Here is a 23,303-nt window from a genome sequence, read left to right as displayed (position 1 = left end):
GGGTTGTTTGAAATTCAACTGTGGCAATAGTCTTGATCTCGTCTGTGGTCAATGTTTCAGCGCTTGGAACGTCATTACTTCCATTAGAATATATACTGGCATATTGGCAAAAGAAAGCTGCCTTCTCAGCCCGCACTGCGGCGAGATGATCTCAGGCCTGAGACATATTTGATTTTTTGACCCTTGATACCTTTGCTTTGTTGCATAGACTGGTGCAATCTTCGTTCTGGATATTGCTGATAACGACGCTTTGGGAGGAGCTGAGTGAAAACAGTAGGCAAAAAGACCAGGTGCAGCCCCGGCTTGCGCTCTATGTCGTGTTCAGCGCAAAAATTTCCAGATGATGGCTTTTTTCATTTCTCCGCATATTATTTTTTGGTGTTTCTAGCCCGTCTGAAATCACATTCATCTTTGGTCTTGCAGGACTTCGATTGGCCGTCCTGTCGGTGCTTTCCGCTTGGCCTAGGATACAATGAAGGAAGGGCCTTGATGACATGGACATGAGCGGCGAACACAGAATTGCAGCTTCACGTAAGGTCGTCTGGAAAGCTTTGAATGACCCGCTAATTCTCAAGGAATGCATTCCCGGGTGCGACGAATTGGAGATGACCAGTGAGACCGAGATGACCGCGGCTGTCACGTCCAAGATCGGTCCTGTCAAAGCCAAGTTCAAAGGCTCTGTGACTTTGGAAAATATCAAGTCGCCTGAAAGCTATACCATTGTAGGCGAGGGCAAGGGCGGGGTGGCTGGTTTTGCCAAGGGGGGAGCGGATGTCCATTTGGCTGAAGACGGAACCGAGACCATCCTGACCTTCACCGCAAAGGCGCAGGTCGGCGGAAAAATCGCGCAGCTTGGGAGTCGCTTGATTGATTCCACAGCGCGCAAGATGGCCGATGATTTTTTTGGCAAGTTCTCCGAGCTTGTTGCTGAAAAGGCAACAGAGGTTGATCTTGACAGGGGCCTCGTCGAAGACGCGAAGACGGTGGCGATGGAGGCGGCTCCAGCTCATGTTGCCGTTGCAGTTGAAGACATTGGACATGCCATCGAAGAACGCCTTCAAGACGCGGAGGAGAAAGTGGAGGTTGCAGCGGGAAAAGGCTTTTTTGGTGGGCCATTGGTCTGGGGTTTGATCGCGCTTGCCGCAGTCATTTCGGTTCTAGCTGCCCTGAATTGATTCAGGTATTACTAAAATGTTGACCCTGCAGCGACGCGAGGTGCAGGGTGAAATTGAGGGAGAAAAAAATGACGACAGTGTCGATGACATTGAACGGCAAAAAGGTTTCGGCTTCAGTCGAAGATCGTACTTTGCTCGTTCATTATATACGGGAAGCCCGCGGGCTGACAGGAACACACGTTGGATGCGATACATCCCAGTGTGGCGCGTGCGTTGTGCACGTGAATGGCAAGGCAGTTAAGTCCTGCACAATGCTGGCCGCCCAGGCCACGGATGCCGAAGTGGTGACTGTCGAAGGTCTTGCCAATGGTCCTGAGCTTCACCCTGTTCAAGCTGCGTTTCGGGAACACCACGGTTTGCAATGTGGCTTTTGCACACCCGGCATGATCATGACAGCGGTCGATATGATTGATCGCCACGGCGCTAATCTGGACGAAAAGACGATCCGCCACGAGCTTGAAGGTAATATCTGCCGTTGCACGGGCTATCAGAATATCGTCAAGGCAATTCAGGCCGCGTCAGATCAGATTGCCGCAATGAAAACCGCAGCTGAATAAGCGGCACATCATAAGCGATCAGAGACTGTTCTTGAGGGAATACCAGCTGTGTTGGGAGACGCGCTATGGGAGTTGAAGGTATTGGGGCACGTGCCCTACGGAAGGAAGATAAGCGTTTTATAACCGGCAAGGGCCGCTATACGGACGACGTGATTTTGCCGCGCATGGGATTTGCGGCGTTTGTCCGGTCGCCTCATGCGCATGCGAAAATTAATAGCATCGACAGTTCAGCGGCCTTGGAAATGCCAGGCGTTGATGCCGTTCTCATCGGAGAGCAACTCGTCGGAGACGCAATCGGCAATCTGATTTGCGGCTGGATGATCCATTCCAAAGATGGGTCGCCGATGAAAATGGGTGCCTGGCGGGCACTTGAGCCTGAAATCGTTCGTCATGTTGGCCAGGCTGTTGCCGTGGTGATTGCGGATACACAAGGTCAGGCACGGGATGCCGCTGACGCTGTTGTTGTCGACTATGAAGAGCTTCCCGCGATTGTCGATGGTGTTGCTGCGATGGAAGCAGGCGCACCCCAGCTTCATCCGGAAGCACCAAACAATTTGATTTATGACTGGGACATCGGCGACGAAGCGGCAACAGATGCAGCATTTGAAAAAGCTGCTCATGTGACCCGCATGGACATTCACAACAATCGCCTTGTTCCAAATCCGATGGAACCGCGCTCTGCAGTCGCTGATTATAATGATGCGGAGGAGCACTACACGCTCTACACCACGTCGCAAAACCCGCATGTCGCACGTCTTGTTCTTTCGGCTTTCTACAATGTTGCACCAGAGAACAAGCTGCGCGTTATTGCACCAGACGTTGGTGGTGGATTTGGATCCAAGATCTTTATCTATCCGGAAGAAATCGTCGCGCTTTGGGCGTCCAAGCGCGTGGGTCGTCCAGTGAAATGGGTGTCTGACCGCGCCGAAGCCTTCCTGACGGATGCGCATGGGCGTGACCACACGTCCCAGGCGGAACTAGCGCTTGATGCTGACAATAAAATCCTTGGCTTTCGGGTTAAAACCGTTGCTAACCTCGGCGCTTACATGTCGTTGTTCTCATCGTCAGTACCAACCTATCTCTACGCAACACTGTTATCTGGCCAGTACGATATTCCTGCAATCCATGCCAACGTGAAGGCGGTTTACACGAACACCACGCCAGTGGATGCCTATCGGGGTGCCGGTCGTCCAGAGGCGACCTATCTGGTCGAGCGGATGATGGAAACAGCAGCGCGTGAAGTTGGAGTGTCTCCTGTCGATTTCCGGCGGAAAAACTTTGTCCGGACCTTCCCGCATCAGACACCCGTGATCATGTGTTATGACGCTGGTGACTATGATGCGACGTTGGATGCGGCTTTGGAGGCTGTAGACTATGATGGCTTCCCGGCTCGTAAGGCCGAAGCTGCCAGCCGAGGCAAACTCCGCGGCATGGGCTTGTCCTGCTATATTGAGGCTTGCGGTATTGCGCCCTCAGCGGCTGTTGGCTCACTTGGGGCAGGTGTTGGGCTTTGGGAATCCGCCGAGGTTCGGGTGAACCCGATTGGGTCCATCGAAGTTCTTACCGGTTCCCACAGCCATGGCCAGGGTCATGAGACAACCTTTGCTCAGCTGATTTGCGAGCGGTTTGGCGTTGACGCGGACACAGTTTCAATTGTTCACGGTGATACCGACAAGGTCCAGTTCGGCATGGGAACCTATGGGTCCCGGTCGGGAGCTGTCGGCATGTCTGCCATCGTCAAGGCGTTGGATAAGGTCGAGGCAAAGGCTAAGAAAATTGCTGCCCATCTGATGGAGGCTGCAGAAGGCGACATCCAGATTGAAGGCGGTGAACTGAAGGTTGCGGGCACCGACAAGAAGCTAAGCTTCACCGAGGTCGCGTTGGCCGCTTACACGGCGCACAATCTGCCCGAGGGCATGGAGCCTGGACTGAAGGAAGGGGCGTTTTACGACCCGACCAACTTCACGTTCCCGGCGGGTACCTATGCCTGTGAGGTTGAAGTCGATCCGGAAACCGGCAAGACGCAAATTGTAAACTTCGTTGCCGCTGATGACTTTGGTACCATCATCAATCCGATGATTGTCGAGGGACAGGTTCACGGCGGCCTGACACAGGGGATTGGTCAGGCGTTATTGGAAAATGCTTCTTACGATGAACAGGGGCAGCTTCTGACAGGGTCCTATATGGATTATGCCATGCCGCGTGCGGATGATGTACCATCCTATCAGTTGCTGACGAACGTGACGGTTTGTCCTGGAAATCCTCTTGGCATGAAGGGCTGCGGTGAAGCTGGGGCGATTGGATCTCCTCCTGCTGTCATCAATGCGATTACCGATGCTATCAACAACAATGATCTGTCGATGCCTGCAACAGCTGAGCGTGTCTGGCACGCAAGCCGTTTGGGCATGAAGCAGGCCGCAGAATAAAGGAGACCTAGAGACATGTATGAAACATCCTATCATCGTGCCGGGTCAGCTGCAGATGCTGCAGCAATGATGGCCAAAGCCGAGGACGGAAAGTTCCTGGGTGGTGGTCAGACATTGATACCGACAATGAAACAGCGTCTTGCTGCTCCCAGTGATCTGATTGATCTGGGCGGCGTGGCCGACATGAAAGGCATTTCCAGCGAGGGAGGGGCTATCCGGATTGGCGGCGGCACCACGCATTATGACGTGGCTACCTCCGACTTGGTGAAGGGCTCCATTCCTGGTCTGGCAACGCTTGCCGGTGCTATTGGCGACCCTGCAGTCCGTCACATGGGGACCATTGGTGGGTCTATTGCCAACAATGACCCTGCTGCTGACTATCCGTCTGCTTTGATGGCTCTCGGCGCGACCGTGACAACCAACATGCGCAGCCTATCGGCTGAGGACTTCTTTGTTGGCATGTTTGAGACTGCGCTGGAAGAAGACGAGATTGTTACGGCAGTCACGTTTCCTGTGCCTGAGAAGAGCGCTTACGCCAAATACCCCAATCCAGCCTCTCGCTATGCAATGGCGGGCGTCTTTGTTGCTAAAATCAAGGAAGGTGGCGTGCGCGTTGCTGTCACCGGAGCTGGCCAGGATGGTGTCTTCCGGGCTGGCGAGATGGAAAATGCGCTGGCCGGAAACTGGGCGCCAGAAGCGGTCGCCGGAATTTCTGTCGGTGCTGACAATCTGCTTTCAGATATTCACGGATCGGCTGAATATCGCTCGAACCTGGTGACAGTCATGGCCAAACGGGCGGTGGTTGCAGCTGGCTGAGGCCAGTAACAATTAGTTCGCAAACAAAAAGGGCGGCTCACTTGGAGCCGCCCTTTCCATGTCTTGTCGAAGAAGTCCCCTTTAGGGCTCGTGTCCTAGGCCGCAGCGACTTCTCTGAGGAAGTTTTCGACTTCTTCCTTAAGGCTGTCGGTCTTAGAAGACAGTTCACCGGACGCGGACAGAACCATGTCTGCGGATTGAGTGGTTTGATCAACCGCCTTTGACAGCTCTGACATGCTTCCTGACACTTGTGTGGTGCCCTGCGCTGCACGCTGAACATTCTGCGAGATTTCGGTGGTTGCAGCACCTTGTTGTTCGACCGCTGCTGCGATGGTTGACGTGTAGCTGTCAACTTCTTCCATGATTTCGGAGATCTCAGAGATCGCAACTGCAGATTCGCGGGTCGCCGACTGGATTGCAGAAATCTGACCAGAAATCTCTTCCGTCGCCTTGGAGGTCTGTGTTGCCAATTCCTTGACTTCCGATGCAACGACCGCAAAGCCTTTGCCCGCTTCGCCAGCTCGCGCAGCCTCGATTGTTGCGTTTAATGCGAGAAGATTGGTCTGCTCGGCAATCGCCTGGATCAGGGTGACCACTTCGCCGATCTTAGCGGCCGATGCGGCGAGCCCTTCAACCTTTTCATTGGTCGAGCGCGTTCCAACTGTCGCTCGGCCAACGACCTCGGTCGTTTGGGAGACCTGACGAGAGATTTCGCCAATGGAAGCTGCCAGTTCTTCGGCAGCACTTGCAACAGTCTGAACATTCTGAGTGGCCTCATCGGCTGCCCCGAGGGTCTGTGAGGCATTTCCGGAACTTTCCCGCGCTATCTCGGTCAGTTCCTGAGCAGTAAGATCAAGGCTTTGTGCTGTGTCGCCAACTGATGTCAGAACATCGGTTGCTTTGATGCGGAAGCTGCTGATCAGCGTATCGACTTTCTGTTGCCGCGCAATCCGACCCTCTTCATCACGAGCACTCTCTTCCTGCAAACGACTGCGCTCGATTGCATTGTCACGGAAGACTTGAACTGTTCTGTTCATGTCGCCGATTTCATCGCGGCGCTCTGTTCCTGTGATGTCAACATCGGTGTTGCCATTGGCCAAGGTCGACATGATTGCAGTCGTGCGTTGGATCGGTTTTGCAACTGCAAGATTAAAGGAAAATGCCAAGCCGATACCGACCGCAATCGCAATGATCACAGTAACTGCGATAACTGCCAGGGCTTGCTGGCTGGATTCTGATGCTTGAGCAGATTGACTTGCTGCAATCTGGCCGATCATTTCGCTAACGTCTCCGGAAAGAACGGTCAGGATGTCTGTCTGTCGGGTGGCTTCGGTCTTGGCATCAATGACACCGGCAAAGCCGGTCTCAACCGTCCGGATTGCATCGCGGGAGGCTTTGACTTCCTTTGTGATTGTGGGAAAGTCTTTTGCCTTGTCCAGGAGTGTAAGTTCGATGGAACTCACTCTTTCCAGTTCGGAGATGACCTCCGATCCGTCCAGCAACGTCGCATCTGCCAAGAAAGAAATGCTGGCGGCTTTGACACTAAGAGACGCTGCATTCAATGCGTCAGCTTGACGAGAGATCATTTCAATGAGGTTTTGGCGGGCAGATGCTTCAGACGCCATGGCCTGAACTTTGGTAACCGCTTCATTGGTTCTGTTACGAATGCTCGTCGCGTTATCGGAGAGAGCTGAGATCGCGTCCTTGACCTCTACCTTGAGTGTGTAAAGCGCCATGAAATCTGTGCTCGTCATCAGTGTTTCGATCTTGGTCGAAACACTGTTAGCCGCATCAGAGAGATTGGCTAATTCTTTAGTCGTGATGCCTTCAATCTTGGCCGTTCTAAGGGTTTTCGCCCGGGAGGCCAATTCATCCGCCTTTTCCTTGGCAGCTAGCATTTTCTCACCGGTGACAGACGTTCCTGCATCATTGTAAAGGTTCTGTACAATGATGGCACCTTCACCGAGTTCCGCTGCTGTCTGGCCTACGGACCTTGCGTTAATCTCAGTATTGCTAGCAAGCTCGGTGGCCTTTGAAGCTTCGTCTCGAATCTTGCTGGCCTGAACTTCAATTGCGGTTGCCACGGCACCAAGGTTCGAAATCGCAGCATTGACTTCTTTCTGAGATGCATCGCGTAAATCTACAGCAGTGGCCAGATCGAGAAATGTCGACTTTAACCCCGAAACGGCGTCGATTGTCTCGGTCACGTTTTTCTCGGCGGCTGGGTCGCCTGCGACTTTTGATTTCAGCGATGTCAATTCTCTGCTGAGGGCATCAATTGTCGACACAGAAGCTGCGCTGGTGAGTGGGCCGGGCTTGAGAAGGTAAGCTGAACGCATTTCAGTTGCGGCCTGGAGGCTGGATCCAACGGCCATCGCTTGATTTGCGCTGTCGAAGCGGTTGGCAAGTCCACTGACAGCGATTGCCCCGACAGCCCCGACAATACCAGTTAGCAACAGTACGGCCCCGAACCCCCCGCCTACTTTGTAACCAATACGCATGTTGTTGAAAGTATTAAGTAATTTTACCATTGAAAGCACCCACCCGAGGTCAGCGTATGACCGTGATTCTTGTTTGGTGAGTTAATTACTAATCTTTATATCTAAATCTTCGGTAAATATAACATCTTGGGGCTGCTTGGATTACTTAATGTGCATTGCACAAAATCAAGTTACGCTACGGGAAAATTAGTTGAAATCATCAGCAGCCAGTGTTTATGAATATACACTAGCTGCTGATCAACTTATTGTTTGCGTTGTGAATATTTAAACGTGCTGCCCGCCATTAGTGTGGATTTCAGCGCCAGTGACGTAGGATGATGGGCTGGTGCAAAGAAAATGAATGGTGTCTGCGACTTCATCCGGTCGGCCCAAACGGCGCAGAGGGATATTCTCGATCATATCTTCTGTGCCTGGAGACAAAATGGATGTGTCGATTTCGCCTGGGGCAATGGCGTTCACGCGTATTCCATGGGGGCCGAAATCCGCGGCCATTTCCCTGGTCAATGATGAGAGGGCGGCTTTCGAGGTTGCATAAGCAGTGCCCGCAAAGGGGTGGACTCGAGAACCTGCAATGGATGTGACGTTTACGATCGATCCACCAGCGTTTTTCAATTCCTGGAACAGGCCGCGCCCCAACATGATGGGCGCAAAGAAATTCACCTGGAATACATGGCGCCAGATGTGCATTGACGTTGTCAGTGAATCCAGTCGCGCTCCCTCATCACCCTTGGGGCTGATCCCGGCGTTGTTGATCAACGCATGTAGCTTGGATCCATGTATGACGAGGCGCTTGCGTATTTCTTGTACCGCATAGCCAAGGTTCTCCGGATCGGAGAGGTCGACCTGTATGTGATCTTCCGGCCCCATAGGCCAAGGGCATTTGTCAGAAAAAGGGTGTCTGGAACAGGTGATGACCCGCCAACCGGCTGCTGAGAACCGTTTTACTGTCGCATGGCCGATGCCGCGGCTGGCACCCGTCAGGACCACTGTGCGCCTCTCGTCAATTTCGTTTGTATCGGTCATGCGGATTGCCTTGATCTCATATTTTCGGTTAGGTGTTATAAAAGTTGACTTTTAGACTTCACTTTAGTTTAAGCGGCTATGTCCATGTATGACAGAGTATATGGAAATTACGAAACACCCTGGGCCATGGAATGATAATCTGTTCGTGTAATGTGTTGTCAGATAAGAAGCTTCGCAAGGCTGCGGAGGAAATGCGTGCGGATCCCAATGGAAAAGTGCCCACTCCCGGCGCTGTTTTTCGCCATCTTGGCTGTCGTCCCCGCTGTGGAAGCTGCTTTCCCTCTGTAATTGGCTTGATTCATGATAGAGCATCTGAAGACCATGATGCCTTGAAGGATGGATATAGCCGTTTGAAAGTCGTCGCAGGTCGATAGAACTCTAAAGGAGATAGCTTCTATGAAGGGCGACGTTGGTGTTATCGAGTATCTCAATAAGGCCCTGCGGCATGAATTGACAGCGGTAAATCAATACTGGCTGCATTCAAGAATGCTGGAGAATTGGGGCTTTCTGAAGCTGGCGAAGAAAGAGCGAGAAGAAGCTCTGGAAGAGCGTGATCACGCTGATCAACTCATCGACCGTATTTTGTTTCTCGAGGGCTACCCAAACCTGCAGGTCGTGGATCAACTGCGAATTGGTGCATCTTTAAAAGACTGCCTTGAGTGTGATCTGGCTGGAGAGTACACAGCGCGCGCGCTCTATCATGAAGCGCGGCAGATTTGTAGCGAGGCGGGTGACTTCGTATCCATGCAACTGTTTGACAGCTTGTTGATAGACGAAGAAAATCACATCGATTTTCTGGAAACACAGTTGGAATTGGTTGAGCGGACCGGCATTGAGCAATACGCCCTGCTGCAGTCTACATCAGCCGATCAAGCAGAAAAAGCTGACTTTTTTATAACGTGAAAATTTCACCTTCGGCCGCTTTGGCGTCTTCTGGGTCATGAGATACCAGAAGGACAGGCAGCTTGTGGGATTTTGCCATATCGAAGACAAAGTGTCGTGTTTCTGCGCGGCGGGATTGATCGAGACTTGAAAAGGGTTCGTCGAGCAGCAGCGCCTTTGGTTTGGCTAGCAGCAGGCGCATGAGCGCAACTCGCGTCTGCTGCCCGCCGGACAATGTCGCCGGATCCCGTCTGCCAAATCCCTCAAGGCCGACGTCTCGCAAGGCTGCCTCGGCCATTTCAGCCCTGCAGCCCTTGCTCAGGCCTGCGGCTGGCAAGCCGAACATAAGATTGTCCAGCACGGACATATGCGGGAACAACAAGGGCGCCTGAAACATCAAGCCTAGCTGGCGCACCTGTGGTGTGTCCGAAGTAACATCATAGCCATTCAGGATAACTTTGCCCGAAGCTTGAAATGGCGCGCTGAGGAAGCCCGCTACATATTCCAGAAGTGTTGACTTGCCGGATCCACTGTCCCCCATCACGGTCAGCACCTGGCCTGCCGCGATGGTTGTCGAAATCTCAACAAGTGATCGACCCGCAAGGGAAATATTGACGTTATCGAGAACCAGCCCGTCTGTCATGAGTGTCCTCTCATGGCGGCCCTGTTGCGATACAGCAGCGCTGGGATCACCGATGCCAGAGCAAAGCCCAGCAGCGGCAAGATCAGCTGGAGTGTTCCATAAAGTGCGATAAGTGAACGGTTACCGCCACTGGCAAGCGCCAGGCTCTCTGTGGTGATTGTAACAATGCGGCCTGCTCCGACCATCAGAGTCGGCAGATATTGTGCGACAGAGGCAGCAAAGCCCACTGCCAAGGCGACCAGCAGAGAATGAAGCAGCAGTGGCAACCTCACCTTTAGGAAAATCTTGTTTTTGCAAGCACCAAGGCTTGAGGCCAGCTTGGCATAGCGCGTGTCAAGTTCTCGCCATGGGCCTTTCAGGGATAAATAAATATAGGGCAGCACGAACATCAGATGAGTCAGGCAAACTGCAAAAAGGGTTCCATCCAGATCCAGGCGAACGAAGAGAACCTGAAGGCCGAACAAGAAAGACACCTGCGGTAGAAGAAGCGGCAGAAAGATCAGAACATCGATAAATGAGCTGCTTGAGCCTGTCGCTGACGACTTGTTTTTTCGCGTACCTCTTGGGCTTCGTTCCAAACTTTCAAGATAGGCAATGACCAGAAGACCCGCAGTTATGGTCACTGCTAAACCAATCGAAAGTGTGGTGAGCAGCGGCGCACCTGCGGTTTGGTCTATATCGCGCCAAAGCTGAAAGGTGACAGTGCTGGGCAAACTATTCGGAAACCACCAGCTTCTGGAAACAGACCAGAGCGGCAGAAGAAGAATACCTGCGATCATGGTTCCAACGAGAAAGCCCATGGAGACGAGCATGGAAATTCTGATGGGCATGTCTCGGCGATGCCTGACGCCGTTTCGATTGATCGTGCGTCCTACAAAGGCTGTCAGCCGCTCCAACCCAAGCCATAGAACCACGGCGAAGGCAGACACGATCAGCTGAAGCAAAGCGCCTGCAGATGCCTGTAGCCGGAAGGCAGGGTCCGGATCTCCCATCCATTCCAGAATGCGCGGCGCCAAAGGTGCAGGCGTTGTTGGACCGAGAATTTGAGCCATGTCGACAACTGATGTTGAATAGGCGAGGACCGCCAGAACGGGCAGTCGGATACGTTTGTACAAATCAGGCTGGCAAGCCTTAAGAAACCCCGCTGTTCGGCCATAACCAAGCGAAGAGGCCACCTTCATTTTGCGCAAGCTGTCTGTCTGGGGCAGAACCGCCAGCGTCATCAGAAACAGAAACGGAACTTCCTTCATCACAAGGCCTGCGATCATGGCAAGACCGAGCGGATCGTTGAGGATGAGTATATCCGGCGGCCGGTCGAACCCAGTTGCCCAAGGTGAGAGCAGTCGCACCAGAAAACCGCTTGGTGCAATCAAAAAGGCCAGCCCGAATGCCGCCGCTGCATGGGGGACTGCCAAAAGCGGCGATAAAAGATTTCTGATGAGTTGTAACGTCCGCGTACCGAGCCAGCATGCGGTAAAGAGAACTGTGATGCTGAGCGAGAGAGCCGTTGCGGTCAGCCCTGTCCCAAAGCTTAAGGCAATGGAATGCGCAAGGCCGGGTACTGAAAAGAGATCCTGAAACGGCTTCAGGGAGAAATCATGCCCCCCAAGTGCAGGCAGGTAGCCGAGCGCAGGCAGTAGGGTGCCTGCCAGCCCGAAAACAATAGGTGCGCCCAGCAAGATGACGATCAAGACACCCGGTAAACGCGGCATTGCTAATCTGATCAGGCCTTGCCGCATGGGTGCTTTCCGGTTTCAGGAGCCACCGTAGTGGGCTGCCCAAGCTTTCTCCAAGGCAGCCACCCATGTTGGGTGAGGCTCTGGAAGAGTTGCGCCAAGGTCCGAAGGTTTCAGGGTTGCAGGACCTAAGTCTATTGCGTTGAAACGGGCTTTGTCTTCGTCGGACAGCGCCGCTACATTCAAAACCGTTGGATCGCCCCACACGGCTGGATCCTGCTTACGGGCTTGAGCTTCTGGTGACAGCAGGAAGTTGGCGAAGACCATCGAACCTTCCTTTGCCGAGCTGTTGAATGGAATGGCAACGAAGTGACTGTTGCCGATCGTGCCACCGTCAAACACAAAGCTGCGGGCCGTATCAGGTAGCTCGCCATTCGCAATCGCGCTGGAAGCATCGCCGGGGTTGAAGGTGATTGCTATATCCAGTTCTCCATCCGCCAGCAGTTGTCGCATCTGGGCGCCATTTTGCGGAAAGGCCTGCGCCTTTCGCCACAAGTTTGGATGCAACTTGTCCAGATAGTCAAACAGCGGGGCTACATCTGCGTCAAAGGTCTCTTCCTGGACAGGCCGCTGCAGCTTGTCAGCATCGTCGATGAGGCTGATGAGGATCTGTTTGAGAAAGGTCGAGCCGTGAAAATTCGGCGGCTGCGGATAGCTGATGCGACCTGGGTGAGCCGTGGCATAGTCTGCCAGCGCGGCTAGACTACTTGGCGGCTCAGGCAAGCGGGCAGAATCGTAAATGAAAACCAGCTTGGCCATGCCCCATGGGCTTTCCTGTCCATCGGTCGCAATGGTAAAGTCCGATAGAACAGTCGGCTTGCCCTCGACGTCAACGTTCTTCCAATTCGGCAATGCCTGCGCCCAGCCAGGTGCTGCTAGCAAGCCCTGTTCCTTGAGTGTTGCGAAATTTTCGCCGTTGATCCAGACGAGATCGACGCTTCCTGCACTCTCCCGGCCAGCGGTTTTTTCCGAAATCACCTGTGTCACGACACTGGCGGTGTCAGCAACTTTGACCTGTTTGACGGTGACGCCATATTTCTTTTTGACTTCGCCTGCTGCCCAGTTGATGTAGTCGTTTATCCGAGGTTCACCGCCCCAGGCGTGAAAATAGACTGTCTGCCCTTTTGCCGTCTCTTCCACCACGCGCCAGTTTGCATCCTCTGCGTTGGCTTGCATGGCGGTGCTTGCGGCAAGTGCCGTTGCAAGAAATATTTGTCCCAACAGTGAGCGAAGACTATTAGCGCGCATTTTTGAACCTTTCATTTTCAGTGTCTTTCTGTTGCGCGTCGATGTGGCTGTAGTCAACACAAGGCTTTGTGAAACAAGGTGATTGAGACACTATACGGGTAGCACATGGGTATCCTTGATTTCTTCCATCACAGCATACGTATGGGTTTCGCGCACTCCAGGAAGCGTCAGGATGACATCAGCCAGAAAGCGTCGATATGCATCCATGTCCAGAACTCGGCTTTTGATCAAATAGTCGAAACCGCCTGCGACCATGTGACATTCTAGGATATCCGGCGACCGCTCGACCGCATGCTTGAAGGCGTCAAAAACTTCCGCTGATGTGCGATCCAGTTTGATCTCAACAAAGACAAGGAAGCCTCTTCCAATTTTCTCTGGGACAAGCTTTGCTGAGAAGCTCTCGATGTAGCCTTCTCTGATCAGCCGCTTTGTGCGCTCGGCAGTCGCAGTTGCAGAAAGGCCGATACGGTCGGCCAAGTCAGTATTGGTGATCCGCGCATCATTCTGAAGCTCAAAAAGGATCTTGCGATCCGAACGATCTAAGTTGGTGGAATTCGCCATAATTTATCTTTATTTCGGATAATTTCACAGAATTTTATCATAAAAATAGACGATAAAATTATAAAAAAACTGAAAAAATGAGGAAGCTACGGTTCAATATTGTGCGCATCGGCGCGATGCTTGGAAGGAATTGCTGTTATGCAGGCTGGTAACGGTACATCGTTGGAAAAAATGGATGATATGGCGATCCCTCCTTTTCGTGCTGCCTATGCACCAGCAGATGAGCCTTTGGTGCGAAAGCTGCTGGCAGAAACCACTCTTGGTCAAAAGCTGGAAGCCAAGATCGACAGCCGGGCTGGTGGTTACATCAAGGATATGCGGGCAACCGCGGTTGGCCTTGGTGGTGTTGAAGACTTCATGAGGGAATTTGGTCTGACCACCCGTGAGGGATTGGCGATGATGGTTCTCGCCGAAGCGCTGCTGCGAGTGCCGGATGCAGCGACGGCCGACAAGCTCATCGAAGACAAATTGGCAGCAGCCCGTTTTGAAGATCCAAGCGTTGCCAAATCTGACACTTGGCTCGTGTCGGCATCCTCCTGGGCGCTGGGCATCACGTCTCGTCTCCTACACCCTGGTGATACACCGAAAACTATTATGGCATCGCTGATTAAGCGGCTTGGTATGCCGGCTGTTCGGACTGCAACGAAAAAGGCTATGCGGCTGTTGGGCCACCAGTTCGTGCTTGGAGAAACGATCTCCAAGGCGCTTGAGCGGGCCAAGGTGCAGCAAAAAAAAGGCTATCGTTATTCCTATGACATGCTTGGCGAAGGCGCGCGCTCAGCCGCTGACGCGGAGCGCTATTTCAAATCATATGCGGATGCTATCGACGCTATTGGCAAGGCGGCAGGGGCCGATGATCTGCCAAACCGGCCGGGTATATCCGTCAAGCTATCCGCGTTGCATCCCCGTTATGAGGCCGTCAAAGGCGACAGGGCGCGTGATGAACTGGTGCCGCGTCTTGTCAAGCTGATGGGCATGGCCAAAAAGTACAATCTCAATTTCACGGTTGATGCTGAAGAAGCTGACAGACTGGAAATTTCCCTTGATGTTATCGCGGCCGTGCTGGCGGATCCGGTGACGGAAGGTTGGGACGGGTTCGGCCTGGCAGTTCAGTCCTATCAAAAGCGCAGCTGCGAAGTGATTGATTGGCTTGTGTCAGCTGCACGCCAACAGAACCGACGCCTGATGGTCCGGCTGGTCAAGGGAGCTTATTGGGACACCGAGATCAAACATGCACAAGAACAGGGCGTTGATGGTTACCCTGTCTTCACCCGCAAGGCTGCAACAGATCTGGCCTATCTCGCCTGCGCAAAGCGTATGCTGGCGGCCCGCGACGTGCTTTATCCGCAGTTTGCTACTCATAATGCACTAACAGTCGCGCAGATCGCCGAGGTTGCGGGAGACAATGTCGGCTACGAATTTCAGCGTCTCCACGGAATGGGCGAAAGCCTTTACAAATCCGTCTGTGAACGCGACGGATATGCGTGTCGGATCTACGCTCCAGTTGGTGGCCATAAGGATCTCCTCGCATATCTGGTTCGCCGGCTTCTGGAAAATGGCGCCAACTCCTCCTTTGTCACGATCGTTGGCGATAGTTCTGTCACGGTCGACACGATGCTTCGCCGTCCCAAGGACATTCTCGTTGGTGGCGGACATGCTTCCAATCGGTCGATTCCCATGCCTTCTGATCTGTATGGCTTTAGCCGTCAGAATTCCAAAGGTATCGAATTTGGCTGTGGCGAAGAACGCCTTTCGCTTGTGGCTGCGATAGCCAAAACGGAATTTCCTTCAACTTCTGCAACGCCAATTGTTGGCGATCAGAAATTTACTGGCAAAGCTGAAAATGTTGTGTCGCCCAATGATGGGCGCACGGTTGTTGGATCCGTGATCAATGCCTCGGTCGAGACCGTGGACGAGGCTATGAAGATTGCCGGTAAGGGGTTTGAGGCCTGGTCACGTCGTCCCGTCGAAGAACGGGCGTTGGCCTTGTCGAAAGTGGCTGACCTTCTGGAGGAAAACAGCGACCGGCTGATGGCGATCTTGACCATGGAGGCGGGCAAGACCCTCCCCGATGGGCTTGCTGAGATCCGCGAAGCGGTTGATTTCTGTCGCTACTATGCCGATCAGGCAAACGCACTGTTTGGCGAAGGGGTCTTGATGCCCGGACCGACGGGAGAAGAAAACCGTTACCGCCATCGCGGACGTGGCGTGTTTGTTTGCATCTCGCCTTGGAACTTTCCGCTGGCAATCTTCTTGGGTCAGATCAGCGCAGCCTTGGTTGCCGGAAACGCCGTAATCGCCAAGCCTGCTGAGCAAACGCCGTTGATCGCCTATGAGGCGGTTCGTTTGTTCCACGAGGCAGGCGTGCCCTTGCACGCACTTTGTCTGGTGCCTGGTGATGGTAGCGTTGGGGCGGCTTTGACAGCTCATCCCAAGACGGCAGGTGTTGCGTTCACCGGCTCGACGGAAACAGCCTGGGCGATCAATCGCACCTTGGCCGAAAAACGTGGGCCGATTGTCCCGTTGATCGCTGAGACCGGCGGCATAAACGCCATGTTGGTGGATGCGACTGCCCTGCCAGAGCAGGTCTGCGACGATGTGATGATGTCCGCCTTCCGCTCCGCCGGGCAACGCTGCTCCGCGCTTCGGCTGCTGTTTGTCCAGTCAGATGTCGCTGACAGCCTGCTTGCAATGCTTAAGGGCGCTGCAGCGGAATTGACGCTTGGCGATCCACGACTGCCGTCAACGGACATCGGGCCGGTGATCGACGCAGAAGCACGAGCCGGAATTCAGTCCCATGTTTCAGAAATGCAGAAACTGCAAACTCTCAGATATAGCGGTGAAACTCCGGTCGGTGTGCTTAGCAATGGCTTTTGGGTTGCGCCGCATATTGTTGAGCTGGACAATGCTGGAGCCTTGAGCCGTGAAGTGTTTGGTCCGGTTCTCCATGTTGTGCGCTATCAGGCCAAGGATTTGGATAAGGTTCTTGATACTATTTCGGACAGCGGATACGGATTGACGCTTGGGGTGCACAGCCGGATTGATGCGACGGTGAAAAAAGTCGTCGACCGCCTTTCTGTTGGCAACGTCTACATCAACCGCAACACGATCGGAGCTGTTGTCGGAACCCAGCCATTCGGTGGATCCGGCTTGTCCGGGACCGGACCGAAGGCAGGTGGCCCTGGTTATCTTCACCGCTTTGCGCTGGAGCAGGTCGTTTCCATCAACACTGCCGCTGCTGGCGGCAATGCAAGCCTGGTGGCCGCATCGGACGATTAGGTTCTGAGTCATCAGCATTGGCGCGCCCGGCACCAATGCTGATGATCAAGAGCTCTGACTCGTCTCTTGATCAGGCTTCTGGTGCGTCGTCAAAAGGCGTTTCTTGATCTGCTGCAAGAATTGATCTTTCTTTCTCTCCTGCAGCTTTGTATTCATTTGACCCATCTACCAACACATGACAACCAGCTTGATAAAAGTCCTGATAAGTGCCCGAGAACGCAGTGTATCGCTTTAATTCTCGCCAGATGTTGAAAGCTGGTTGCTTTTCTTTGCGCGCTTTCTTTGCCTCTTTAAGGTCTTCATGAAAAACAGCAATATCATTGGGTAGTAAGCCGAGAGGCCCAGTTTCAATCTGACCACTGTTAATTGTACGATCAATCAATGGGGCCAAAGATGATAGGCCTAGATCTGCAATCGCAGTCATCCATGCCATCCAGAGAAAATTGTCCGGTTCGGGGGCAACGCTGGTAGGAAAGCGCCGCAGCTTTTCTTCAGCCGCCTGCATGGATAAACGGTCTTCCAGAACTTCAAATGTCCAGCACCTGAGAAAAGCTTCACGCACCAGCCAATCCGTTTGCGGTGAGGCGACTGCATCCCAGCAAGCATCGCTCTTGTGCTTTCCAAGGCCCATGAGAACGCGAGGGACTGTATCGCCAATTGCGTCGCCAACGAGTCTTACAGCACGAATGCTATCGCCGCATAACGCGGTTTGCAGTGGTGCAAAGGCTTCGCGGACCTGGAAGGCCCCCAGAAGATGGATGCCAAAGAAAAGGGCTCGTTGCTCTTCCTCTGCAAGAAGAAGCCCTCTTACTTCGCGTTCGAGTAACAAAAGGAATGTGGGGACGCAGGCATCGTGATTTTCAAGGCAAAAGGACAGGGTGCTCCATGGCAACCGACTTCGATCGGCCAATTCTGTAATAATGTCCTGTCGCTTCATGAATATCGTCTCCGCCAACCTATAGTAGCATATATTGAAAATGTCTCTAATGGCTGAGGTTTCGAATCTATGTTGTCTTGCGTGGTTTCACGCGCCGGGTTGCTTCGGCAACGGTTGGGTCATCGGGCCAAGGGTGCCGTGGATACCGGCCTTTCATGTCCGCTTTCACATCTGCCCAGGATCCAGCCCAGAAGCCGGGAAGGTCGCGTGTGATCTGGATGGGGCGCTGTGCCGGGGAGAGCAATTCAAGGGTCAACGGAATGCGTCCGTCGCAAACAGCCGGGTGCTGAGACAGGCCGAAAAGCTCCTGAACACGGATTGAGATAGCAGGCCCGGCTTCTGCCCCATAATCAATTGGGACTTTACTGCCTGTCGGGGCTGTGAAATGAGACGGCGCTAACCTGTCCAGCCGGGAAGACGTATCATGGGGAAGCAGGCTGCCCAAGGCGTCTCCCAGACATGCCGTATCAATTGCGTTAAGCGTCATGCGCCCGGCCAAAAAAGGTCCAAGCCAGTCTGGTAATGAGTTGGTAAGCGCTGTGTCCGAAAGGTCAGGCAGATTGGCTTGGCCGTTGTCTCTCAGATACCCGATCCTTTTGCGCAGCCTCAGTTGATCCTTACTCCAGTCAAGCCGTGCTGCGCCTCGGCGCATGAGCTCCTGGATAAGTGCTTTTTCAACAGCTGCAGGGTCTGGATTTATGGTCTGCCGTGCCTCTAACTCAATGTTTAGGTAGCGCCTGACCCGCCTGGCTCGAATGCTGCCGTCCTTTTCCAGACGCACGTCATCTTCCTCGATGATATCGCTGGCGAAAAGGCTTTCAATCTCCTCACGGGAAATCGGCGCGCATTGAATGATACGGCCATTGGCAGCCCGGCCTTGTATTTCAGCCACCACGAGAAAGTCCGCGGCGGCCAGCGCATTGTCTTCTGGAAGTTCTGCGCCACGTCCATTTGCAAGCCTGAAACGCCCTCTTTGGCCTCTGGCCTGAGCAATCCGGTCTGGATAGGCGTGGGCAAGCAGTTGTCCTGCGTCTTCTTGTTCGACTGTTCTATCGGAACCGCCACACAGCTTCAGCCACCTGTGCGCCATGGAACGGATTTCCCTGGCTTTCGGCGAATTTTCATGCCGCAGGCGTCTCAATCTATCCCGCAGATCAGGATCTCTGCCGCCAACTCCGGGCTCCGACAGAAGCGCGGCAAGATAGGCCGCCGTCAATCCGTTGCCATCTTCAACACCTTGAATGACCATATGTGCAAGGCGTGGTGCCAAGGGGAGGCGGGCCAGCGCCTTGCCTTGCTTGGTCAATTGGCCTGAGCCGTCCAAAGCATGAAGTGCCTTTAAAAGGCTCAAAGCCTCTGCCCAGGCCCCGATGGGAGGAGGGTCGAGAAAAGCCAGTTGGCCGGGATCAAGCGTGCCCCAGGAAGCAAGGTCGAGCGCAAGAGCTGACAGATCTGCTTCCAGTATTTCCGGGGCTTCATTGGCAGGCAGGGCCGTCGTCTGGGCTTCGTCCCAAATGCGATAACAAACACCAGGTTCGGTTCGTCCTGCTCGTCCCCGACGTTGGTCGGCGGAGGCGCGCGAGACACGGATGGTTTCAAGCCGCGTCAGGCCGGTTTGTGGCTCGTATTTCGGAACGCGCGCCATGCCACTGTCTATGACGACGCGAACGCCTTCAATCGTCAGGGAGGTCTGGGCAATGGCAGTGGCCAAGACGATTTTACGAACGCCTGCCTGTGCCGGCCTGATTGCCAGATCCTGAGCCTTGCCATCCAGCGCGCCATAGAGTGGGGTCAAGATACAATTCTGCGGAAGTTTGTCGGCCAGAAAGCTCGCGGTGCGATTGATCTCACCTTGGCCGGGCAAAAAGACCAGAATGGACCCGGTTTCTTCTGCCAGAGCTTTTCGGACAGCATGGGCGACCTGCGGTTCAATGCGTTCTTGGGCTTTACGTCCGAGATAGCGCGTCTCAACCGGAAAGCAGCGGCCCTTGCTTTCGATCACCGGACAGTTGCCCAACAATCGTGCCACTGAAGCAGCATCAATGGTCGCGGACATAGGCAACAAGCGGAGGTCATCGCGAAGCGCGCCTTGCACATCGAGGGCGAGCGCCAGCCCGAGATCGCCGTCGAGAGAACGCTCGTGAAATTCATCGAAGAGAATTGCCGAAACACCGGAGAGCTCCGGGTCGTTCAGGATCATGCGGGTGAAGACACCTTCGGTGATCACTTCAATACGCGTTTTGGCGCTGACCTTCGTGTCCATGCGGACCCGGTATCCAACGGTCTCTCCAACTTTTTCTGACAGTTCCGAGGCCATGCGTCGGGCCGCAGCACGCGCTGCAAGACGCCGCGGTTCCAGCACCAGAATACGCCCGTCGCCACGCCATGGAGCATCCAGCAACGCAAGGGGGACTCGGGTTGTCTTGCCTGCTCCCGGTTCGGCAACCAAGACTGCGTTAGGAGATTTGGTGAGTGCGTCAGTGACCTTGCCGAGGACTGCATCTATCGGAAGGGGCGTTGAAAAAGGCTTTGTCTTCATGGCGCTCCCTTGATCATTATAGGCTTGGATTGAAATCGGTATCGGTGGATTTTGCTTTAGGACAAGCCATCCTTTCGGCTCCACCTCCTGCCGTCCAGTTCTACGGCAAACTGGTCTGGGGCACGGGCATAGGACGCTAGGCCTTCAAGAGCGGGATTTTCATGGCAGATGATATAGGTTGGAATCGAGCGCATCAGCGCTTCATGAGGTGCTTTGGCTTCGAAAGCGGTGCGAAAAGATCCGTCCGTCAGATATTTGGCGATTCGCGGTGTGACGCCACCGGTCAGATAAACGCCGCCTCTGGCCAGCAGGGACAGGGCGAAATCTCCAGCCAAGCGGCCAAGCGCCCTTGCAAAGACTTCCAGCGTTCTGACAGCAACAGGATCATTCTGCTCTGCGGCAATGGTGATCTCTGAGGCTGTCTTGAAGCGCCTTTCGAGTGCCATGGCTTTGGTCACGCCACGTGCAAGGCGCGGCAATCCTGTGCCGCTTAGGATTTGTTCGGCCCCAAGGCGGCCGCCTACTCTCTCAATGTGTTGAAACACTTCGAAATCATCAGCCGTCACCGGGCCAACTTCGACATGTCCGCCCTCACCTGGCACCGGGATCCAGGTATCAACCGCATTGATCATAGCAGCGGCACCCAGGCCAGTACCTGGGCCGAGAACGAATTTGGTCGATGCAGGACGCGCTGCTCCAGATCCAACTTGTTGAATGTCGCTTCCTGACAGGCCTGGGAGAACGAGTGCCTGCGCCTCGAAATCATTGACCACGACAACGTCTTCAAGACCGAGGTCCTTGATCAGCTTTCGTGGCTCGATGACCCATTTTGCATTCGTCAAAGGGATGCGGTCGCCCGTTACCGGGCCCGCGACAGCTATAATGGCGGTGCGTGGCTTGCTGTGGCCAGAAAAGCTTAGGCTTTGTTGAATGGCACTGGAGATGTCTTCGTGATCTGCAGTCGCGGTAGACACACAGAAGTCCGTTGCAGAGTCAGGCCCATAAACAAGTGCAAACCGCGCATTTGTTCCGCCAATGTCAGCAACCAGGACAGGAAAGGAAAAGGAACGGTTTGATAGGGAGGCAAGGCTCATAATTTGGAAACGCTGATCTCAGGAATTGTTGAAGTACTTTCTAGACCACGTAACCGGGCAGAGCGAAGCAGAATCTCCGCAGTGGTCAAATTCAGGGCCATGGGTAGGTCATAGACGACGGCCAGGCGCATCAATGCTTTGACATCCACGTCATGTGGCATGGGGCTCAAAGGGTCGATGAAAAAAATCAGCCCATTGAGCGCGCCTTCAGCAATCATGGCACCGATCTGCTGGTCGCCGCCGAGTGGGCCACTTTTCAAAGGTGTGATGTCCAGGGTCGGACAGCGTTCGGAAATACGCTGACCCGTTGTACCTGTCGCCACAAGACCGTAGGGCTTGAGTTTGTCATGATTCCTAAGGGCGAAATCGACCATGGCGTCTTTTTTTGCGTCATGGGCCACTAAGGCGAGCATTGGTCGACCGGTCATGCGAAATCCTCTGCGCAGGTTACTAGCCTGAACAGATGTACCTTTATTCTGTTGCAAGGGTAAAGGAGCGTTGCGTGTGTAGCGTGAATGCACTTTGGCATAAAGGCATTGGAGCGGGCACAAAAATACCCGCTCCAACCTCTCAAATAAGACCTGCTCAATCTGCCTTCGGCACTTCAAGCCTAATCGAACATCGAGCAGCGTACGGTTTTTCGGGCAGAGGCTTTGTGCAGCAGTGGCTGTTCAAAGCTGAGGCCAGCAATTTCCATCACCAGTTTCATTCGAATTGCGTCTTCAAAGCCTTCTTTGGAACGGACCGGGATGGCAAATGAACCAGGGCCGCCGATGACGCAATCCTCATAGTAGTGGTCAAGGTTCAGCATTGCTTGCCAGGCATTGGCATTAGCTTTCATCATGAGTGGCAGGCCATTGATGGTGACACCAGAGGCCAGCAGTTGATCGCGAACCTTGGTCACGGACCCGCCCTGATTGTTTGGACCGTCGCCGGATATATCAATCACACGTCGCAAACCGCTGTACTGGTTGTTTTGAACCAACTCGACCGACTTCTTCAATGCGGATGCAATTGAAGTTCGCTGCACTTGTCTAAGCGGAGCTTCTGCAACAAATGCAGCGAATTTAGCTGCCGATGTCTCGTCCTGGATGACCGTCCAGTCTGCGACCATGAAGTGCTCGTCTACGCCGCCCCATTCCATATAGGTGACGGCTATCCGGCCAATAGGACCATCGCGAACGGCATCAAGAACTTCATTAGAGGTTAAAGCTGCGACATATCCTGCTCGCTGAACTTCCTGTTCCTCTGTGTCCATGGATTGGGAGATGTCGACCGCAAGCACCAGCTCTACGTCAACTTCATTGGCTGGGTCATAATTATACGCAAAATAGGACTTGCCCGGCATTGTGAAATCACGTGCAAGGGCCGGTACTGAAAAGCTACTGGAGACAAGACCGGCAAGTAATACAGCACCGGCTACGCTTACTGTTTTCTTGTAAGTTTCAAGACGCATGACTTGAGCTCCTAAAACAGGCCCGAAGGCTGGTTAGTCACGTCTCCCCGTCTTTTATTTAAGGACGAAATTCTTAGCGCTTCGTTCCTCGTGAAAACAGCTTATGAATTATCAAAGTCATTAGCTGTCTAACTGCGAATACTACTCACTACAGGAAGTGAGTGTGATTGATTCACGTTAAACGGCAAAATAAAAAGTGCACATAGTGCGCGTAAGTCCACAGAAATGACGCAGGGACTGATTCGTTTAAGCGGATTGCGGCCTCAACTGATGTCATGTCGTACTTTAGTCGCGTGCCAATCCGATTATGCCTCTTCTGTTGTCAAGAAGAGCATTGAAGGATCATAATTTCGGCAGCTACATGCTTGACTGTAGAGACACAACAGGCAAGTATTCGAAGAAATTCTCAGGCGGTGAAGAATTTTTCAAG

General features: G+C 53.6%; 18 protein-coding genes. 7 read left to right on the top strand and 11 right to left on the bottom strand.

Annotation, left to right across the window (positions count from 1 at the left end; translation table 11 throughout):
- The first annotated feature begins 494 nt into the window (after positions 1–494).
- The 4 genes from V6575_RS19295 (at position 495) to V6575_RS19280 (ending at position 4,974) form a co-directional block, all read left to right on the top strand.
- On the top strand, positions 495–1,175 hold the full coding sequence (locus tag V6575_RS19295; protein ID WP_340276661.1) for an SRPBCC family protein: 681 nt from the start codon (positions 495–497) through the stop codon (positions 1,173–1,175).
- A 68-nt stretch (positions 1,176–1,243) separates the two neighbouring features.
- Positions 1,244–1,732, top strand: a complete 489-nt coding sequence (locus V6575_RS19290; RefSeq protein ID WP_340276660.1) for a (2Fe-2S)-binding protein — start codon at positions 1,244–1,246, stop codon at positions 1,730–1,732.
- A 65-nt stretch (positions 1,733–1,797) separates the two neighbouring features.
- Positions 1,798–4,158 carry a xanthine dehydrogenase family protein molybdopterin-binding subunit gene (locus V6575_RS19285; RefSeq protein WP_340276658.1) on the top strand — a complete coding sequence of 787 codons (2,361 nt, stop codon included), beginning with the start codon at positions 1,798–1,800 and terminating at the stop codon, positions 4,156–4,158.
- Between the two features lie 15 nt (positions 4,159–4,173).
- A complete protein-coding gene (locus V6575_RS19280) occupies positions 4,174–4,974 on the top strand; it encodes an FAD binding domain-containing protein (RefSeq protein WP_340276655.1) in 801 nt (266 codons plus the stop codon).
- Positions 4,975–5,069: 95 nt separating this feature from the next.
- On the opposite strand, the gene V6575_RS19275 is transcribed toward V6575_RS19280, so the two are convergent.
- On the bottom strand, positions 5,070–7,505 hold the full coding sequence (locus V6575_RS19275) for a methyl-accepting chemotaxis protein (RefSeq protein ID WP_340276654.1): 2,436 nt from the start codon (positions 7,503–7,505) through the stop codon (positions 5,070–5,072).
- Between the two features lie 234 nt (positions 7,506–7,739).
- Positions 7,740–8,498, bottom strand: a complete 759-nt coding sequence (locus V6575_RS19270; RefSeq protein ID WP_340276653.1) for an SDR family NAD(P)-dependent oxidoreductase — start codon at positions 8,496–8,498, stop codon at positions 7,740–7,742.
- Between the two features lie 131 nt (positions 8,499–8,629).
- Between V6575_RS19270 and V6575_RS19265 the strand changes: the two genes are divergently transcribed.
- Together V6575_RS19265 and bfr are read left to right on the top strand one after the other, a co-directional pair.
- Positions 8,630–8,872: a (2Fe-2S)-binding protein gene (locus V6575_RS19265; RefSeq protein ID WP_340276652.1), complete on the top strand. Its 243-nt coding sequence runs from the start codon at positions 8,630–8,632 to the stop codon at positions 8,870–8,872.
- A gap of 22 nt (positions 8,873–8,894) precedes the next feature.
- Positions 8,895–9,401 (top strand): bacterioferritin, encoded by a 507-nt coding sequence (gene bfr / locus V6575_RS19260; protein WP_340276651.1) that lies wholly within the window; start codon positions 8,895–8,897, stop codon positions 9,399–9,401.
- Here the strand turns inward: bfr and V6575_RS19255 are convergent.
- From V6575_RS19255 to V6575_RS19240, 4 genes are all read right to left on the bottom strand, one after another.
- Entirely contained in the window at positions 9,391–10,023 is a 633-nt protein-coding gene (locus tag V6575_RS19255) for an ATP-binding cassette domain-containing protein (RefSeq protein WP_340276650.1), read from the bottom strand. The two genes, bfr and V6575_RS19255, sit on opposite strands and share 11 nt — an antisense overlap.
- On the bottom strand, positions 10,020–11,735 hold the full coding sequence (locus tag V6575_RS19250; protein WP_340276649.1) for an ABC transporter permease: 1,716 nt from the start codon (positions 11,733–11,735) through the stop codon (positions 10,020–10,022). The genes V6575_RS19255 and V6575_RS19250 overlap by 4 nt, the downstream gene beginning before the upstream one ends.
- Positions 11,736–11,777: 42 nt before the next feature.
- On the bottom strand, positions 11,778–13,022 hold the full coding sequence (locus V6575_RS19245; protein WP_340276648.1) for an ABC transporter substrate-binding protein: 1,245 nt from the start codon (positions 13,020–13,022) through the stop codon (positions 11,778–11,780).
- Positions 13,023–13,097: 75 nt separating this feature from the next.
- Positions 13,098–13,568, bottom strand: a complete 471-nt coding sequence (locus V6575_RS19240) for an Lrp/AsnC ligand binding domain-containing protein (RefSeq protein ID WP_340276647.1) — start codon at positions 13,566–13,568, stop codon at positions 13,098–13,100.
- Positions 13,569–13,706: 138 nt separating this feature from the next.
- Here V6575_RS19240 and putA point away from each other — a divergent pair, with 138 nt between their 5' ends.
- Positions 13,707–16,847, top strand: a complete 3,141-nt coding sequence (gene putA / locus V6575_RS19235) for a bifunctional proline dehydrogenase/L-glutamate gamma-semialdehyde dehydrogenase PutA (RefSeq protein WP_340276646.1) — start codon at positions 13,707–13,709, stop codon at positions 16,845–16,847.
- 70 nt (positions 16,848–16,917) lie between these two features.
- On the opposite strand, the gene V6575_RS19230 is transcribed toward putA, so the two are convergent.
- The 5 genes from V6575_RS19230 to V6575_RS19210 form a co-directional block, all read right to left on the bottom strand.
- The gene (locus tag V6575_RS19230; RefSeq protein ID WP_340276644.1) at positions 16,918–17,784 is read right to left on the bottom strand and encodes a hypothetical protein; all 867 of its coding nucleotides are present in this window, start codon (positions 17,782–17,784) and stop codon (positions 16,918–16,920) included.
- Between the two features lie 67 nt (positions 17,785–17,851).
- Positions 17,852–20,323 (bottom strand): ATP-dependent helicase HrpB, encoded by a 2,472-nt coding sequence (gene hrpB, locus V6575_RS19225; RefSeq protein ID WP_340276643.1) that lies wholly within the window; start codon positions 20,321–20,323, stop codon positions 17,852–17,854.
- 56 nt (positions 20,324–20,379) lie between these two features.
- On the bottom strand, positions 20,380–21,417 hold the full coding sequence (gene glk, locus V6575_RS19220) for a glucokinase (RefSeq protein ID WP_340276642.1): 1,038 nt from the start codon (positions 21,415–21,417) through the stop codon (positions 20,380–20,382).
- On the bottom strand, positions 21,414–21,845 hold the full coding sequence (locus V6575_RS19215; RefSeq protein ID WP_340276641.1) for a methylglyoxal synthase: 432 nt from the start codon (positions 21,843–21,845) through the stop codon (positions 21,414–21,416). The genes glk and V6575_RS19215 overlap by 4 nt, the downstream gene beginning before the upstream one ends.
- 182 nt (positions 21,846–22,027) lie before the next feature.
- Complete coding sequence (locus tag V6575_RS19210; protein WP_340276640.1) at positions 22,028–22,873, bottom strand: DUF1194 domain-containing protein; 846 nt, start codon at positions 22,871–22,873, stop codon at positions 22,028–22,030.
- Between the last annotated feature and the right edge of the window lie 430 nt (positions 22,874–23,303).

Source organism: Roseibium algae, from assembly GCF_037783265.1.
GTDB lineage: Bacteria > Pseudomonadota > Alphaproteobacteria > Rhizobiales > Stappiaceae > Roseibium > Roseibium algae.
The sequence above is the reverse complement of the archived record's forward strand: the minus strand, read 5'-3'. Positions and strand labels throughout refer to the sequence as shown.

What these genes read in the sequence shown, in the direction of transcription:
- V6575_RS19275 (WP_340276654.1), bottom strand. Translation starts at nt 7,505, where the DNA reads ATGGTAAAATTACTTAATACTTTCAACAACATGCGTATTGGTTACAAA.
- V6575_RS19295 (WP_340276661.1), top strand. Translation starts at nt 495, where the DNA reads ATGGACATGAGCGGCGAACACAGAATTGCAGCTTCACGTAAGGTCGTC.
- V6575_RS19285 (WP_340276658.1), top strand. Translation starts at nt 1,798, where the DNA reads ATGGGAGTTGAAGGTATTGGGGCACGTGCCCTACGGAAGGAAGATAAG.
- V6575_RS19230 (WP_340276644.1), bottom strand. Translation starts at nt 17,784, where the DNA reads ATGAAGCGACAGGACATTATTACAGAATTGGCCGATCGAAGTCGGTTG.
- V6575_RS19280 (WP_340276655.1), top strand. Translation starts at nt 4,174, where the DNA reads ATGTATGAAACATCCTATCATCGTGCCGGGTCAGCTGCAGATGCTGCA.
- bfr (WP_340276651.1), top strand. Translation starts at nt 8,895, where the DNA reads ATGAAGGGCGACGTTGGTGTTATCGAGTATCTCAATAAGGCCCTGCGG.
- V6575_RS19240 (WP_340276647.1), bottom strand. Translation starts at nt 13,568, where the DNA reads ATGGCGAATTCCACCAACTTAGATCGTTCGGATCGCAAGATCCTTTTT.
- V6575_RS19215 (WP_340276641.1), bottom strand. Translation starts at nt 21,845, where the DNA reads ATGACCGGTCGACCAATGCTCGCCTTAGTGGCCCATGACGCAAAAAAA.
- V6575_RS19210 (WP_340276640.1), bottom strand. Translation starts at nt 22,873, where the DNA reads ATGCGTCTTGAAACTTACAAGAAAACAGTAAGCGTAGCCGGTGCTGTA.
- V6575_RS19290 (WP_340276660.1), top strand. Translation starts at nt 1,244, where the DNA reads ATGACGACAGTGTCGATGACATTGAACGGCAAAAAGGTTTCGGCTTCA.
- V6575_RS19250 (WP_340276649.1), bottom strand. Translation starts at nt 11,735, where the DNA reads ATGCCGCGTTTACCGGGTGTCTTGATCGTCATCTTGCTGGGCGCACCT.
- putA (WP_340276646.1), top strand. Translation starts at nt 13,707, where the DNA reads ATGCAGGCTGGTAACGGTACATCGTTGGAAAAAATGGATGATATGGCG.
- hrpB (WP_340276643.1), bottom strand. Translation starts at nt 20,323, where the DNA reads ATGAAGACAAAGCCTTTTTCAACGCCCCTTCCGATAGATGCAGTCCTC.
- V6575_RS19265 (WP_340276652.1), top strand. Translation starts at nt 8,630, where the DNA reads ATGATAATCTGTTCGTGTAATGTGTTGTCAGATAAGAAGCTTCGCAAG.
- V6575_RS19270 (WP_340276653.1), bottom strand. Translation starts at nt 8,498, where the DNA reads ATGACCGATACAAACGAAATTGACGAGAGGCGCACAGTGGTCCTGACG.
- glk (WP_340276642.1), bottom strand. Translation starts at nt 21,417, where the DNA reads ATGAGCCTTGCCTCCCTATCAAACCGTTCCTTTTCCTTTCCTGTCCTG.
- V6575_RS19245 (WP_340276648.1), bottom strand. Translation starts at nt 13,022, where the DNA reads ATGAAAGGTTCAAAAATGCGCGCTAATAGTCTTCGCTCACTGTTGGGA.
- V6575_RS19255 (WP_340276650.1), bottom strand. Translation starts at nt 10,023, where the DNA reads ATGACAGACGGGCTGGTTCTCGATAACGTCAATATTTCCCTTGCGGGT.